7 protein-coding genes are annotated in these 16592 nt (G+C 70.4%); 6 read left to right on the top strand and 1 reads right to left on the bottom strand.

The genetic code is table 11. The annotated features are described in order from the left end of the window. The first annotated feature begins 210 nt into the window (after positions 1 to 210). The 6 genes from drmA to ABNF97_RS21275 all read left to right on the top strand — a co-directional run bounded on the left by drmA (position 211) and on the right by ABNF97_RS21275 (position 14063). Positions 211 to 4056, top strand: coding sequence for a DISARM system helicase DrmA (drmA, locus tag ABNF97_RS21300; RefSeq protein ID WP_349339535.1), 3846 nt, complete (start codon positions 211 to 213; stop codon positions 4054 to 4056). Next, positions 4056 to 5939: a DrmB family protein gene (gene drmB / locus ABNF97_RS21295; RefSeq protein WP_349339534.1), complete on the top strand. Its 1884-nt coding sequence runs from the start codon at positions 4056 to 4058 to the stop codon at positions 5937 to 5939. The genes drmA and drmB overlap by 1 nt, the downstream gene beginning before the upstream one ends. Continuing rightward, on the top strand, positions 5936 to 6709 hold the full coding sequence (drmC, locus tag ABNF97_RS21290; protein WP_349339533.1) for a DISARM system phospholipase D-like protein DrmC: 774 nt from the start codon (positions 5936 to 5938) through the stop codon (positions 6707 to 6709). Before drmB ends, drmC begins: the two co-directional genes overlap by 4 nt. Positions 6710 to 6719: 10 nt before the next feature. Then, a complete protein-coding gene (locus tag ABNF97_RS21285) occupies positions 6720 to 8735 on the top strand; it encodes an N-6 DNA methylase (RefSeq protein WP_349339532.1) in 2016 nt (671 codons plus the stop codon). 34 nt (positions 8736 to 8769) lie between these two features. Further along, positions 8770 to 10257: a serine/threonine-protein kinase gene (locus ABNF97_RS21280; protein WP_349339531.1), complete on the top strand. Its 1488-nt coding sequence runs from the start codon at positions 8770 to 8772 to the stop codon at positions 10255 to 10257. Positions 10258 to 10334: 77 nt separating this feature from the next. Beyond that, the gene (locus ABNF97_RS21275) at positions 10335 to 14063 is read left to right on the top strand and encodes an AAA family ATPase (protein WP_349339530.1); all 3729 of its coding nucleotides are present in this window, start codon (positions 10335 to 10337) and stop codon (positions 14061 to 14063) included. Between the two features lie 29 nt (positions 14064 to 14092). On the opposite strand, the gene ABNF97_RS21270 is transcribed toward ABNF97_RS21275, so the two are convergent. Further along, on the bottom strand, positions 14093 to 16336 hold the full coding sequence (locus ABNF97_RS21270; protein WP_349339529.1) for a hypothetical protein: 2244 nt from the start codon (positions 16334 to 16336) through the stop codon (positions 14093 to 14095). Positions 16337 to 16592: the final 256 nt, after the last annotated feature.

Raw genomic sequence — 16592 nt, 5'->3', positions numbered from 1 at the left:
GCCATGATCTCCCGATATCGGGCGGACAGCTCGTGCTCGCCGATGTTCACCAGCCCAACCCACGGAAAACGACGCCGGATCGGCCCGTAGTCGATCGAGACAACTTCGTTCATGGGTCAACGGTAGACCAGACCGCCGTGTGACACAGGGAGGACCTGCTGATGCTTGAGCTTCACCGACACATACCCGCAGCCTTGGGTGCGTGACGGGATGAGACGTGACCAGGACAGCCTCTTCTCCGACCCCCGCGGCGAGCAGCAGGCGCTCGACCTGCCCGCCACCACCACCGACACCCCCACCCCGGACCCGCTGCACCCGCTCGACCAGCCGCAGGTCTTCGAGGCGGCCACCTCGCACCAGGTACGCGACGAGTTGCAGGAGTTGATCCGCCGCGACCTGCTCGGCCCCTGGGGCGGCGAGCTGGAGGAGTTGCCGCCCGGCACGATGGGGCCGCGCGAGCGCTACCTGATCGGGATGATCGGCCCCAAGCAGCGCCCAAGGACCGCCCAGGGGCCCACCGACCAGGCGACCGATGTGGACGAGACGGTCCAGGGCGACGGTGTCGAGGCCGAGTTGCCGGAGGTGTTCACCCCGCAGGCGCTCGGCAAGATGTGGGCCTCCTCGATGGGGCTCTCCTTCGCGGTGCCGACCGAGGTCGACGTGCTGGCCGTCACCATCGGCTGGGGGCAGTACCGCAACGTCGAGTCCACCGACGCCGACGGGAAGAAGCACCGGGTCTGGGCCCGCGAGCCGGTCTCGTACCGCAAGGAGGTCCGGCTCGACGGTGACCCGTCGTACCGGATTCCGCTGACGGCCGCGGACCCGAACGCCCCGGGCGTCTGCCTGGCGGTCGACGTCCGCCCCCGGGACGGCCGCCGCGTCGTGCAGTTGGTCCTGGTCAACACCCAGGCCGAGCCGGCGACGCACACCGACACCGCCTGGCTGTTCCAGCCCGGCCTCACCGTCACCGCGCTCGACGGCGCCGCCGCCGTCTTCCTGCCGATCGACGACCCGCTGGACGACGTACGCCGGCTCGTCGACGACCCGGAGGAGGCACACCTGCGGCTGCTCTACCGGACGCAGCGCCGGTACGCCGCCGGTCGCAATGTCGCCGTGCACCCGGAGGTCAGCGACGGCCAGCGGTGCGCGCACCGGCTGACCACCACCTGGCTGCCCTGCTACAACGTGCCGGCAACCGTCGCCGACATCGACCAGGACAGCCCGCTCGCCCAGGTCGAGCTTTCCATGGACAACCTGGCCACCGTCGACATCGACCGGCTCCGCGCCGGTCTGGCGCCGCTCGCCGACGGGTACGCCGAATGGCTCGACCGCCAGGCGGCGAAGATCCCGGAGCTGCCGGAGCCGCTGCGCCCGTCGGCCGAGAACGCCGTCTTTGTCGCCCGGCAGGCGGCGGAGCGGATCCGGGTCGGCATCAACCTTCTCACCGACCCGAAGCTGCCGGGGCACGCCGACGCGCTCGCCGCGTTCCGGTTCGCCAACGATGCGATGGCGTTGCAGCGCCGGCACACCGAGCTCGCCCGACTCCGCGAGGAACACGGCCTGGAGTACGCCGACGCGAAGGCGAAGATTGACGCACGCGGCGCGGCGGCGGCCTCCTGGCGACCGTTCCAGCTCGCCTTCGTGCTGCTCAACCTTCCCTCGCTGACCGACCCGGCGCACCCGGAGCGGGCCGCGGACGCCAGCGCCACCGTCGACCTGCTCTTCTTCCCGACCGGTGGCGGCAAGACCGAGGCGTACCTCGGGCTCACCGCCTTCACCTTCGCGATCCGTCGCCTTCAGGGTGTCGTCGGCGAAGGCGAGGAGTCCCGCAGCGGTGCCGCCGGGGTGGCGGTGCTGATGCGCTACACGCTGCGGCTGCTCACCGCGCAGCAGTTCCAGCGGGCCGCCGCACTCGTCTGCGCCACCGAGGTGCTGCGCCGCGACAACGAGGCGACCTGGGGGAGTGAGTCGTTCCGGATCGGGCTCTGGGTCGGCGGCGGAGTCTCGCCGAACTGGTACACCGAGGCGGAGGAGCAGATCGCCGAGGCCCGGGAGACCGGCGACAGCAAGCGCACCAACGTGCTCCAGACGCTGAGCTGCCCGTGGTGCGGAACGAAGTTGACCGGCCACGAGAACCTGGATCCGAAGGAGTCCGAACGGCGCGTCTACCTCTACTGCTCGCGCGGCGAGGGCGCCGACGCCTGCCCGTTCGCGAAGACGAGATCACCCGAGGGCCTGCCGATCCTCACCGTCGACGAGGAGATCTACCGGTACGCCCCCAGCCTGGTGATCGCCACCGTCGACAAGCTCGCCCAGTTGCCCTGGAAGGGCTACGCCGGCATGCTCTTCGGCCGGGTCCGGCAGCGCTGCCCCCGGCACGGTTACCGGCACGACGATCTCGACGCCAAGATCGCCTGCGGCGGGGCGCACAACAAGAAGGACACCCTGCCGGCGGTACGCAGCCATCCCGTGATCCGGCTCCGCCCGCCAGACCTGATCATCCAGGACGAGCTGCACCTGATCTCCGGTGCGCTCGGCACCACCGTCGGGCTCTTCGAGGCGGCCGTCGCCGAACTCTGCACCTGGCCACTCCCGGACGGTGGCGAGACCGGACCGAAGATCGTCGCCTCGACCGCGACCACCAAGCGGGCCCGCGAACAGGTGCGCGGCGTCTTCGGCCGGGAACTGGCGGTCTTCCCGCCCCCGGTGGTCGACATCACCGACACCTTCTTCAGCACCCAGATGCCGGTGACAGTCGACCACCCCGGCCGGCGCTACCTCGGCATCTGCGCCCACGGCGTCCGACTGAAGTCCGCCGAGATCCGGCTCGCCGAAATCCTGCTGATCGCCGGCCAGACCCTCTACGACCGGTACGGCGACCCGGCCGACCCGTACCTGACCGTCGTCAACTACTTCAACGCCACCCGGGAACTCGCCGGCATGCGTCGCTACCTCGACGACCAGGTCACCAACCGGGTACGCGGCACCGGCCGGCGACCTGAACTCTCCGACCGGATCACCCACCCGACCGGAATGCTCACCATCCAGGAACTGACCTCGCGGATCTCCTCCGCTGACATCAGCGACGTGCTCAAACGGCTGGAGATCCCGTTCGACCAGGACCTCGACACCACACCCCGGCGCCGGGCGATCCAAGACCACGTCCGGGAGGCGCACCGGGTCAAGACCCCGAGCAACCCGAAGGTTTCCTACCACCCGCTCGCCGCGCGGTTCTTCAAACGTGCCGACTCCGGCCGGCTGCCCGTCGACGCCGTGCTTGCCACCTCAATGCTCCAGGTCGGGGTCGACGTCTCCCGGTTCGGCCTGATGGTGGTGACCGGCCAGCCGAAGAACACCGCGGAATACATCCAGGCGTCCTCCCGGGTCGGTCGGGACGCCCGCCGCCCCGGCCTGGTGGTCACCCTCTACAACTGGACCCGCCCCCGGGACCTGGCCCACTTCGAGGACTTCGAGTACTACCACGCCACCTTCTACCGGCAGGTGGAGGCGCTGTCGGTCACCCCGTACACCCGGCGGGCGCTGGACCGGGGCACCGCCGCGACAGTCGTCGCGGCCGTGCGGAACGCGGCGGAGGGCTTCTCCCGCAACACCGACGCGCACGACGTGCACCTGGACGGCCCCGAGGTACGCCGGATCACCGACCGGATGCTGATCCGGGCCGAGGCGATCGGCGGCGAACGCGGTCGGGACTACCTGCGGGAGCGGCTCAACACCCTCAAGGACAAGTGGAACCAGGCGAAGACCGGCTCGACCCGGCTCGGCTACGACGAGGGGATGTTCCGGCAGCAGCGGCTCGTCGGCCTGCTGGAACGGGCCGACGGGCAGCCGTGGGGCGACCTGACCGTCGGGCAGTCCATGCGGGAGACCGAAAACGAGATCAACCTGCTGGTGCCGGCCAGTGACGAGCTTTTCCATCCCCTCTACAACAGCCCGGACTGGGCGTTCAGCCAGGCCGACGAGGGTGGCGGCGACGAGGAGCAGCCGGACGGCGACGAGCCGGCCGAGCCGACCACCGCGACCGGAAAGGACGTCTGATGCCGGCCAAGCATTTCCGACGGGTCGGCGCGGTACGCCCCAGCCACCTGATGTTCACCACCGGGGTCGGCGCCCTCGTCGACCTGCCCAACCTCTCGGTGCTGGTCCGTGGCCTCGACGACTGGAACTACACCGGCATCCCGGACTGGGAGGAGATCAGGGAACCCCGGCTGCTGACGAAGGTCCGCAAGACGATCGGAAAGTCCGTCGAGCAACTGCGCCCGGCACCGTGGCTGGCCGGCACCGACCAGGAGCCGACCGGGCCGGCGTCCCGGATCGGCGTCCCGGTGACCCCCTTCCCGGCCTGGCTGCGCTGCACTGCCTGCCACGAGCTGGCGCCGGTTGACTCCAAGGTCTTCGGCTTCGAGAACGCCAAGCCGCGCAAACCGCACGAGGCCCGGTTCTTCCACGCCGCCTGCCCGCGCAAGAAGAGCGGACGCCGACCGCTCGCCGTCGCCGCCCGGTTCGTGCTGGCCTGCACCTCCGGGCACCTGGACGACTTCCCGTACCCGCGGTTCGTGCACCACGGCGGCGGCTGCGCCAAGGCCAGCCACCCCCGGCTGCGGATGGACGACCGGGGCGGCAACCTCGGTGCCAACGTGCTGATCAGGTGCCTGAGCTGCGGTGACGCCCGGCGCAACCTGCGCGAGGTGTTCGGGCCCCGGGCCGCCGACAAGCTGCCGCGCTGCCGGGGTCGGCACGCCCACCTCGGGGTGTTCGACACCGAACCCTGCAAGGCGGAGCTGAAGGTCCTGGTGGTCGGTGCCTCCAACCAGTGGTTCGCGCAGACCCTCCGGGCGCTCGCCGTGCCACGCAGTGGAGACAGCGAACTGGCGGCCAAGGTGGAGCAGCACTGGGACGCGCTCGAACAGTTCGAGGAGAGCGTCATCTCGTTCGCCCGCAAGGTGGTCCCGATCATGCGGGAGTTCGAGAAGTGGTCCGACGAGGAGATCTGGGCCGCCATCGAACGGCACCGGGCCGGACCGAAGGACGACGACGAGGACGAGGACCTGCGCCAGCGTGAGTGGGAGGTCCTCTCCGCCAGGCGACTTCCGGCACCCACCGACGACCTGACCCTGCGCCGTGACCCGGCGGGCGTGCCGGGGCGGCTCAAGGGCGGCTACGCCGACGTGATCCAGGCCGAACGGCTCCGCGAGGTGCGGGCGCTGATCGGGTTCACCCGGCTCGACGCCCCCGACCCGGACGACCCGGACCTGGTCAGGCGAGCGCCGCTGGCCCGTGCCGCGGCCACCTGGGTGCCGGCGAGCGAGGTACGCGGTGAAGGGATCTTCCTGCGTCTGCCGGAGGAACTCCTGGTCGACTGGACCAGCCGGGTCGAGAACAGCCTTGCGATGGCCGAGCACCGGGAGGCGTACGGCCGGTTCCGGAAGAACCGCTACTCAGGACGGATCGCCGGCCCGTTCGACCCGATGCGCAACTGGCCAGGCGAGCGGTTCATCGCCCTGCACACCCTCTCCCACCTGCTGATCCGAACCATCGCTCTGGAGTGCGGCTACAGTTCGGCGAGCCTGGCCGAGCGGATCTACGCCAAGGACGGCCCTGAGCCGTGGGCCGGGATCCTCATCTACACCGCCGTACCGGACGCCGAGGGCACCCTCGGCGGGCTGGTGTCGCTGGCCGAGGAGGAACCGTTGGTCCGGATCACCCGGCGGGCGCTCGGCGACGCTCTGCACTGCTCCTCCGACCCGCTCTGCGCCGAACGGTTGCCACACGAGCCGGCCGACTTCCTGCACGGGGCCGCCTGCCACGTCTGCCTCTTCGTCTCCGAGACCACCTGCGAACGGGGCAACCGGTTCCTCGACCGGCGGTTCGTGGTGCCGATCGACGACCCGGAGCTGGCCCTCTTCCCCGAACTGCCATGAGCGGGAATCCGGCCTTCGAGGCGGCGGCCGAGGCGGCCGCCGAGCGACTCGGCGCCGAACACCTGCGGGCGCTCGCCGAGCGGCTCGGCGGCGGCTGGCCGGAGGAGGCGGTCCGGCATGCGGTGCCGGTGCCGGGCTTCGCCGAGTCGGCCGGGGCGGTGCTGGCCGCGCAGCGCGCCGACGGCGTACCGGACGTCGAGGCCGCCGCCTATCTGCGCGGGTTGGCCGCCGGATATGGCCAGCGCTCGGCGGCGATGCGGATCGAGTCCGTGTGGAGTGGCCCGAGCAGCCACCCCGTGCCGGTCCGGTCCACCGCCCAGGTGCTGGTCGAGCTCGTCGGCGCGGCCCGGCACGAACTGCTGCTGATGACGTACTCGGCGAAGTCTTTCCCACCATTGTTGGCCGTGCTGACCGCGGCGATCGACCGGAGTGTCCGGGTCACCGTGGTGGTCGAGACGCTGGCCGGTGCGGGCTCCGCGTTGGGCGGGGCCGAGCCGGCGGCGGCCTTCGCCACCGTCGCCGGAATACATCTCTGGCACTGGCCGGTGGATCAGCGAGCCGAGCGAGGCGCGAAGATGCACGCCAAGATCGCGGTTGCCGACCGGCGGTTGCTGCTGGTTTCCAGCGCGAACCTCACCCAGTCGGGGGCCGGGAAGAACATTGAGGCCGGATTGCTCGTCCGGGGCGGCAGCGCGGCACGTCGCGCCGCCGAACATGTGGACGAGCTGAAGGCCAGAGGCGTACTGGCCCGCCTTCGGGTCGGACGGTAGGGAGCGCACCATGCCTGGGACGACGATGGACGGCGAGTCCGGAGCGACAGTGGCCGCCCACGACATCGCCCGTCTCGCCAACGTCGGCCGGGCGGCGGTCAGCAACTGGCGCCGCCGGTTTCCCGACTTCCCCGAGCCGGTCGGCGGCAGTTCCGCCAGCCCGTTGTATTCACTTGCCGAGGTCGAGTCCTGGCTGACCCGGCATGGAAAGCCGTTCAACCTGTTGCCGGGCGACCGGGTCTGGCAACAGGTCCGTGGTGCGGTCGACGACCTGGCGCTCGGCACGTTCGTAGGCCATCTCGGGGCGTTCCTGGTCTTCCTGCGCCGCGAGCCCGGACGGTGGAAGAGCCTGGCCGTGGAGCCGGACGAGGTTGTTGCCGGACGGTTGACCGAGCTGATGGTCGAGGCCGTGCCCGAGATCCCCGGCGGGCTCGTCGACCGGCTCGACGACGGGTGGGTCGGAGTCGTCCGGCTGGTCGCCGAGGCTGCCGACGCGCAGGGAGACCGAGAGCTTTTCGACTTTCTCTGTGACCGCTACCTCCAGGCGCATGCCAGGCGGTACGCCGCGGTCACTCCGGCCCAACTCGCCGAGCTCATGGTGGAACTGGCCGAGGTGCGCGGGAGAACGGTGCTGGACCCGGCCTGCGGCATCGGCACCTTGCTGATCGCGGCGCATGCCGCCGGCGCCACCCGGGTCGGCGGGCAGGAACTCGATCCGATCTCCGCCCGGCTGGCCGTCACCCGGATGCTGCTGCACGACACCGCCGTACGGGTTGTCGCCGGTGACTCGCTGCGTGCGGACGCGCTTGCCGACCAGCGGGCCGACGTCGTGCTCTGCGATCCGCCGTTCAACGAGCGGTCCTGGGGATACGAGGAACTCGTCAGCGATCCTCGCTGGGAGTACGGCCTGCCACCCCGCGGCGAGCCGGAACTGGCCTGGGTGCAGCACTGCCTCTCGCTCGTCGAACCCGGGGGTCGGGTGGTGCTGATCATGCCGGCGAGTGTGGCCAACCGGCGGGCGGGCCGACGGATCCGAGGGAATCTGCTGCGGGCCGGTGCCCTCCGGGCGGTGTTCAGCCTTCCCGGAGGTGGTGCCGCGAGCACCGTCCCGCCGGACCTGTGGGTGCTGTGCCGCCCGGAGAAGGGGGCCAACCCCCCATCGCAGGTACTCCTGGCCGAGGCAGGGGAGGACCTGTCCGCGGTGGTTCGGGCCTGGCGGGCCTTCCGCGCCGATCCGGATGCCGAGGCCGGGACCGACGGGCAGTCGAGCAGGAGCGTTCGGATCGTCGACCTGCTCGATGACGAGGTGGACCTCAGCCCGGGGCGTCACCTTCGGGGTGCCGGGGTCGGCGATGGCCGGACCCAAGCCTTTCCCGCAGCGGCGACGGAGCTGCTCGGAGCGTTGATGGCACTGCCGGAGCGGCTTCCCGGGCTGACCCTTCGGGACGGCTCGGACAGGCGCCCGACCACCAGCGTCGGCGAGCTGGTCCGGGCCGGGATGATCGCGCTGTACCAGGCGCCGCTGAAGATGGTCACGGATGCGGGGCAACTGCCGGTGCTCACCCTCAAGGACCTGGTCACCGGCCGTCCTCCGTCCGGGCGTACCGGAAGTGGGCCGGGCCTGGTCGAGATCGAGCCGGGAGACGTACTCGTCCCGGTCACCTCGACCACGCCGATGGCTCGGGTCGCCACGGAACCCGGTGCGATCCTCGGACCGCAGTTGATCCTGCTCCGGGTCGATCCGAACCAGCTCGACCCCTACTTTCTCGCCGGGTTCCTCCGGGCCGCCCAGAGCTCGGGAGGAAGCCGGACCTCTGCCCTGCTGACCCGGACGGACGCACGTCGTACGCCCATCCCTCGACTTCCACTGGCGGAACAGCGCGAACACGGCGAGGCTTTCCGACAGTTGACCGCTTTCGCGGACACCTTCCGAGAAGCGGCGGCTCTCGGAGAGTTGCTGATCCGTCTAGGCTTCACTGGTTTGGCCGACGGGAGCTTGCAGCCACCGCCATCCCGTACCGAATAGCCGCGATGCCTGGACACGGCGTGCTGGAGGGGCCATGTCTGAACGGACGCTGATCAACGAGCGCTACGAACTCGACCAGTTCCCGATCGGTAAGGGTGGCATGGGTGAGGTATGGGGTGGACGCGACATCCGGCTCGGCCGTGAGGTCGCTGTCAAGTTCATCCGCTACCGGAGCGAGGAGCAGAGCGCCGATCTGGTCCGGCGATTCGAGCGGGAAGCCAAGATCACAGCCCGGCTCGAACATCCCGGCGTACCCGCCGTGTATGACGTCGGCGTCCACGAGGGACGGTCGTACCTGGTCATGCAGCGGATCCGCGGGATCACCGTCGCCGAACTGATCGCCGAACAGGGGACGCTGCCGATCGGCTGGGTCGCCGCGATCGCCGCGCAGACCTGTGCGGTCCTCACCGTGGCGCACCGGGCCTCGCTCATCCACCGTGACCTCAAGCCGAACAACCTGATGCTCGAACCAACCGGTGCGGTCAAGGTGCTCGACTTCGGCCTCGCCGTCGCGGTCGAAGGATCGGACTTCTCTCGAATCACCCGCACCGGGGAGAGCCTCGGCACGCTGCCGTACATGGCGCCCGAGCAGATCCTCCTCGCCCGGACCGACGCGCGCACGGATCTCTACGCCGTGGGTTGCACTCTGCACGAGATGCTGGCGGGGGAGCCCCTCGTCGCCGGTCCCAGCCCTTACGTCATGATGCGCCAACAGGTGCACACGGCGCCGCCACCGATTCGGTCGATCCGTCCCGACGTGCCCGCCGAGCTGGAGCGGATCCTCAACGACCTGCTGCAGAAGAGGCCGGAGGATCGTCCCGCCAGCGCAGACCTCGTCTACCGGCGACTCCTTCCGTTCGTCACCCGGCTCGGACCGCTGCCCGGAGCGGTTGACCGGTCGGCACGGTCGAGCCCGCTCCGCGCGTACGCCCACATTCTGAGCCGCGTCCTGGTCGACGGCGGCAACGGTGCGGAGCCTGGATCGGCACACTCGAACGAGCCCGCACCGTCGCCGACCACCAACCTGTCGTCATCGGCGTCCGAACCTGCCTCCGCGCAGACCGAGTCCAGGGATCTCACCCGGGCGCAGCTCGACCGGGCGAGGAGTGAGGCGAAACGGCTCGTCGAGCAGTCCCGGCACCGACAGGCCGCAGACCTGCTCATCGGTGTCGCCGAGCCGGCCAGTCGGATATTCGGGCCCCTCGACGACGACGTGCTCAGTCTGCGGATGCGGCTCGCCGAGGTGCTGTACAACGGCGGGGACTACCGCCGTGCGGCACCGGCGTACCAGCAACTCGCCGCCGACCTGGCCCGGCGACCCGGGCTACCCCCCGAGGCCGCCTTCGACTGCCGGCGTCAGGCGGCGGCATGCAACGCCCTGACCGGGCGAACCAGCCTGGCGCTGCGGCAACTCGGCGAACTGCGGGACGACGAACGACGTGAGTTCGGCGACGACCACGAGCGGGTTGCCGAACTCGGACGACAGATCGAACTGCTGCGGCCGAGCGCCGGACATCGGTGACAAAGACCCGCGGGCGGTTCTGACGAATTGACGACATACGCCGCCGGAAAAGAGCGGTGTCAAGGAGGAGTGCGAGCATGGAAGAGCCGGTACGGCCGATCGAGCACATCTCCATTCGGGTGCCGTGGCACGACGCCGGATGGAACGGGACCGTTTGCCACGATCCGCAAGGCAACGGCACCTGCGTGCTGCTGGCGAACATCGGGCATCGCCGGCGGGACGCACACGAGCAGGAGATCGCCGGTACCCGTATCAGCGACCTGTCGTTCTCGGACGCACCACCGTGCGTGGGCGAGCGGGCGACGTTCATGTCACCACGGCCGATCCAACACCAGCGGACCCACCCGTTCGTAGAGAAGTCAGCCGCCTACCGGAGCTTCCTTCCGACCCCGCAGCCCATGCCGGCGTACTCCGCCCAGGCGGTGCCGTTCAGGTGGATGTCCCGAAAGGGAGCTCAAAATATTGACGAGGAGCGCCGCATCGACCTCCGGCCGGAGTTGGAGACGCAGGTCGACGCCATCACCGGCTGGAAGGACACCAACTGGATGATGCACGGCGACAACCAGCGGGCGATCCTCGACGCGTTCTTCGAGACGGTACGGCCGGAGCGGAGCCTCGTCTTCTTCTATGCCAAGCACAGCCCGCTCAGCGACGACGCACGTCGTCTGCTCGTCGGGGCTGCGATGGTGAACAGAGTGACGCCGACCGGAGCCTATTTGAGCGACGGCGGGGAGCGGTTCCCGTCGCAGATGTGGGAGACCACCATCGAGCACTCGCTCCGGCCCGGTCAGCAGGAGGGCTTCCTGCTGCCGTACCAGGCACTGCTCGCCGCACGGGACAGCAGTGGGGTAGAAATCGACGATGCGCTGGCATTCGCCCCGGATGGCGGCTGGGAGGCCTTCTCGTACGTCACCGAGCACGTAAGCCACGACCTCGCCGTCGACGCTCTGCTCTCGTTGGGCGCGGCGGGACGGGCTGCCCGGAGGATCCTCGGGGACAGCGCTGGACCGCTCGGCTTCGAGTGGTTGGAGACCCAACTCAACAGACTCTGGAAGCTGCGCGGCCCGTGCCCCGGTCTGGCCAGCACCCTGGCGGCGATCGGCGTGCCCCGCGCGGTGACCTTCGCCCACATGGTGACGGTGGCCTCCGGCGCCGATGTCGACCCATGGTCGACCGTCGACAGAGCGATGGCGGACCCGGACGGGTTCAGCCTCACCGCCCGGGAGCACCTCACCCCGAGCATCCGGAGCCTGTGGCGGGAACTACCCCGGCAGCGGCGGGAACTGTTGGAACTGCTCAGCCGGTTCGCGCTGACCCGTCAGCAGGCGGAGCGCTTCTATCTGACGGAGCAGCGCGATCCGGCGTTGACCGACGAAGGGATGATCGCCAACCCGTACCTGTTGTTCGAGGCGGACCGGCTCCACCGGGACGGCACACCGTTCGCCCTGATCGACCGGGGCTGCTTCCCAGACGCGGCCGTGGCCGGCCAGCATCCGCTGCCAATCCCGAGCGCGATGGCGGATCGACTTGACGCTCGGCGCGTCCGTGCTCTGATCATCGACGAACTCGGCCGGGTGGCAGCCATCGGACACACCCTGCTGCCGCAGGCCGAGGTGGTGACGAAGATCCGAGACCGTAGCCTGAGTGAACCCTGCCCCGTCACCGCCGAGCTCCTGGACGCGCACCGGCTCTCCGCAGCCACCCTGCCTGCCGACGGGGCCGTGCGGGGAGTGACCCTGACCGACGGGGCGTCGGCGCTCCAACTGGGCGAGCTGTCCAGGGTGGGACGCCTGATCCGGGACGAGGTCGAACGGCGGCTGCGCCCAACCCCAGCGAGCGAGATACCCGACTTCGCGCGGTTGCTCGACGACGCGCTGGGGCCGCCGGCCCCCGCCCTGGCCGATGACGAGCGCAGGGCCGAGGAACTGGCGCGACGCGAGAAGGTCGCCGCGCTGGAAACCCTGTTCTCCTCCCGGATCAGCGTGCTGGTCGGCTCTGCGGGCACCGGCAAGACCACCCTGCTGCGGGTGTTGCGGCACACACCGTCGGTTGATGCGGGCGGTGTTCTACTGGTCGCGCCGACGGGCAAGGCCCGGGTGCAGCTCGCCCAGCGGGTTGAGGCGGAGGCGGTCACCCTTGCCCAGTTCCTCGTCTCGACCGGCCGGTACGATCCGTCGACCGAGCGGTACCAAGTGACCGGCGAGGTCCAGAGCCGAGCGAAGAACTATCGGACGGTGGTGGTCGACGAGGCGTCGATGCTGACCGAGGAGCAACTGGCCGCGTTGCTGGACGCGGTCACCGGCGTCGGTCGGCTGATCCTGGTCGGCGACCCCCGACAGCTTCCGCCGATCGGTGCCGGGCGGCCCTTCGTCGACCTCGTGCGGCGACTCGCACCGGACGACATAGCGACCCGTACCCCGCGAACCGCTCCCGGGTACGCCGAGTTGACCATCCCGCGCAGACAGACCGGGCATGAGCGCGACGATCTGGTGTTGGCAAGCTGGTTCGCCGACGGTGAGTTGTCTCCTGCCGCGGATCTGGTCTGGGAGCGGCTGCGGACCGGCGAGCGGATGGAGACGCTGCGTGCGGTGCCATACCGCCGTACCGAACTGTTCGAGACGCTGCTGCGGGTCCTTCGCGAGGAGGTCGCGGAACTCCGCGAGGCGTCCGACGAGGAGTTGGCAAGGGCGTTCGGCCGTAGCTATGGCGGAATGGTCTCGGCCAAGGGCAACCTCTACTTTCCGGCCCAGACGGCAGTAGCCAGGATCGATGCCTGGCAGGTCCTCTCTCCCGTCCGCAGCCGTGCCTGGGGCACCGTCGAACTGAACCGGGCACTCAAGGACGCCTTCTGCGAACGGGCGCTGGAACAGGCCACCGGCCCCCGGCGATACCACGCCAAGCCGATCGGGCCGGAACGCATCGTCGTCGGCGACAAGGTGATCAATCTGCGGAACCACCAGTTCGCGGAGAGGCGGGTCTACCCCAAGCAGGCCGAGCGGTTCGTCGCCAACGGTGAACTCGGCGTGGTGGTCGGGCAGAGTCGCGGCGGCTCGGTCACCTGGAGGCCGAGCAAGACCGAGATCGCATTCACTGGACGCGCCGGGGCCAAGTACGACTACTACGACTGGTCCGACGACGAGAGAGCCCCGATGCTCGAGCTCGCCTGGGCGATCACGATTCACAAGGCTCAGGGCAGCGAGTTCGGGCTGACCATCGTCGTGCTACCGGCCGGCGGTGCCGGGCCGAATCGTGAACTGCTCTACACCGCCCTGACCCGGCAGCGGGAGAAGGTGGTGCTGCTGCACGAGGCAAGCCTAGACGAGGTCGCGAAGCTCGGCTCGGCCGTCAACTCCGACACCGCCCGCCGGCTGACCAACCTCTTCACCCCGTCGGATCCCACCAGGGTGGGGGACACCGTCGTCGACGGTGCTCTGGTGCACCGCACTCGACGGGGTGAGCTGGTACGGAGCAAGAGCGAGCTACTGATCGCGAACCTCCTGGATGACCTGGGCCTGGCATACGACTACGAGCTGCCGTTCGTCGGTGAGGACGGCAGAGTCGTAAGGCCGGACTTCACCATCACTACCGAGTTCGGCTACACCGTGCTCTGGGAGCACCTTGGCATGCTCTCCGACCCCCGCTACGCCACGAAGTGGGCCAGCAAAAGGGATTGGTACGGGCGCAACGGGGTGTTGCCGGTCGAGGAGGGAGCCGGCCGCCGGGGACGACTGGTGGTCACGGATGACCGGGCCGGCGTGGACTTCCCGGGCTGGCAGCAGGTCGCCCGCAAAGCATTCGATCTGTAGGACTTGCTGACCCGGGTAGTCGGGCCGCGTCACGCCTCCTCGTGCAGCGCGGCCCGGTCCTGCCGGGGCACCCGGCGTACCGCACCGACGGCCTCGGCGAGATCGTCCACGGTCCGCCAGACGGCGGGGTCGACCCAGTACCCCGAGTGTCGGGCCGCCGCCGGGGCCGGCTGCCCGTGGATGTGCCCGTTGCCGACCGGGTCCGGAAGCTCCACGTCGATCTCGGTCGGCGGCCGTCCGGCGGGAAAGATCCGGCCGCCGATGTAGTCGGTCCGGTAGGAGAAGTTCCGCCAGGCGTGCAGCGCCACCCCGGCGGCGCCGCCGGTCGGGGTGAGCCCGGCCAGCACGTCTGCGTCGAAGTAGGCCGGAAACGCCCATCCGTACAGTGTGGTCAGAGGCGAGCCGAAGGTGACCAGGGCGACCACACCGTCGTCCGGCCGGTTCTCCCGTTGCAGCAGCGCGGCGGCGGCCAGCACGGTGCCCTGGCTGTGTGCGGCCAGCACCACCTGCCCGCCGCTGTCGTGGATCCGCCACAGCCGCTGCTGCAGCTCCGGTACCGCCCGTTCGGCGTAGGACGGCGGCGCCAGCGGGTGGTAGGCGCGCGGCCAGAAGGTGAGCACGTCCCAGATCACTCCGATCCGGCGCCGGCTGTGCAGGTCACGCCAGCCCCTGCGGAGTACCAGGATGATCATGGCCGGGATGGCGGCCGCGAGGTAGCTGCCGATGGTGAACGTCCACTGTGTGCCCCAGGGCAGCTTGCCGAAGACCCAGTACCGGACCTGGAGGACGATCAGCAGGACCACGCCGATCGCCGCGATGGCGGTGAGCAGCTTGTCGACGTCGCGGAGTATCCGGGCGAACCGGCGGGCCCGGGCCGTCCGGTCCGGTCCGGCCCGCCAGTAGCCGACCAGCTCGTAGCCGGCGAAGAGCAGGATCAGCGCCAGCGGGAAGAGGGTCAGGTAGTGGACCAGCCGGCCGAGGAACGGATAGAGGTACAACTCGACCCGCTCGGGCGGACCGGCCGGCAGATGCACCCGGGTGGAGACCTCGGCGGTGATCGCGGCGACCCGGCTCATCAGGCTGATCAGGACCACGTTGAGCGCGAAGACGCCGAGGGTGAGCGCGACGAACGGTCCGAAGATCACGAAGGTGCCTCGCCGCCAGCCGCCCGGCAGCACGGCGGCGAGCACCACCAGCAGGGTGCCGAGCACCCCGCCGAGGGTCAGTCCCGCCACCGCGCGCATGCCGGGCAGGTAGCCGAACGGCTGCGGGTACGCCGGCTGCACGGCGGCGAACCAGCCGGCGCAGCAGACCGAGATAACCGCCGCGCCGAGCAGTACGGCCGGGACGACCGGCGGGCAGCGTTCGGCGGCCACGAGGACCAGCGCCCCGACCAGGACCGCCACGGCGAGGGCGAGCGCCACCCGGGCCGGCACCGGGGCGTGTACCGATGCCCCGGCCAGCCGCGCCGCCTCCCGCACGGTGTGTTCGAGCACCAGCGCGACGAAGGCTAGCCCGGCGGCGATGTGCAGATAGCCCTGTTCGAGCGCGCTGCGCCGGCCGGTCCAGAAATCCGGGTCGGCCAGCCCGGACCGGCACCGCGCCGCGCCGCGGGACTCCTGCCCCCGATCGGCGCCGGGCGCACCGGAGCCGGCCGCCTCGTAGCGTTTGACGGTGCGTAACGCGAGGACCGCCAGCAGGACCACCATGGCCAGCGGCACCAGGGCGCCGGCCAGGATCCGCCGGGCCGGGTAACCGGCGAGCAGCGGGGCGTGCAGTAGCCGTACCGGCCAGGCGTCGTCGGCGCAGCCGGACTGCCCGCCGCACTGGTAGCCGAGCAGCTCCATCCCGGTCATCGCGGCGATGAGCAGGAGGTTGAGGGTGAGCCCGAGGGCCGCCCAGCGGACCGCCGCCCGGTGCAGCCGGAACAGCGCCGGTCGCTGGTGGGTGGCCGGGCTGCACATCCAGCCGGCCACGTTCGCCAGCGCGAACGGGAAGAGCAGCAGCCAGAGCACCCGGGCGCCGCTGCGCGAGGTCATCCCACCCCAGGAGTACGCCTCGACGTGCCGGCCGGGCAGGTCGGCGGTGCGGTAGAAGCCGGCGATCCGGTCGCCGGACACGCACTGCGGGGCGTCGTCGGCGAGCAGGTCCTCCGGCGTGGTGCCGCCCACCCCGTGCAGCCGGAGTTCGGTGACCCCGGACAGGTCGGCGTCCGGCGGGACGAGCCCGGCCGGGCGCGGTACCGGGGACGTGTCGTGACGCTGCAACGGCATGGCGTACCACCTGGCTGCTCTGGCGTCCGCGGCAGTCGGCACCCCACCCGCCGGCCTGGCCGGCGGGCCTCGGGCCCCCGGAGCGTGATCGGATCCTGACCCTTCACCGTGCTCCGGTCTGGTCAACGGTTGGAGTCGGTTCTCGACACGGCGCCGGTTGCACCCCGATCGGGTGCAACCGCGTCGCAGAACCGGGTGTGTATGCCGCGACGGCCGACGAGGAAGCCCGGAGGTCCGGGAGCGCGCTGGCGAGGAT

It is taken from the genome of Plantactinospora sp. B6F1, assembly GCF_040120695.1.
In the GTDB taxonomy this organism is placed as follows: Bacteria; Actinomycetota; Actinomycetes; order Mycobacteriales; family Micromonosporaceae; genus Plantactinospora.
Note: the sequence above shows the minus strand (reverse complement) of the source record. Positions and strands in the feature narration are given on the sequence as shown.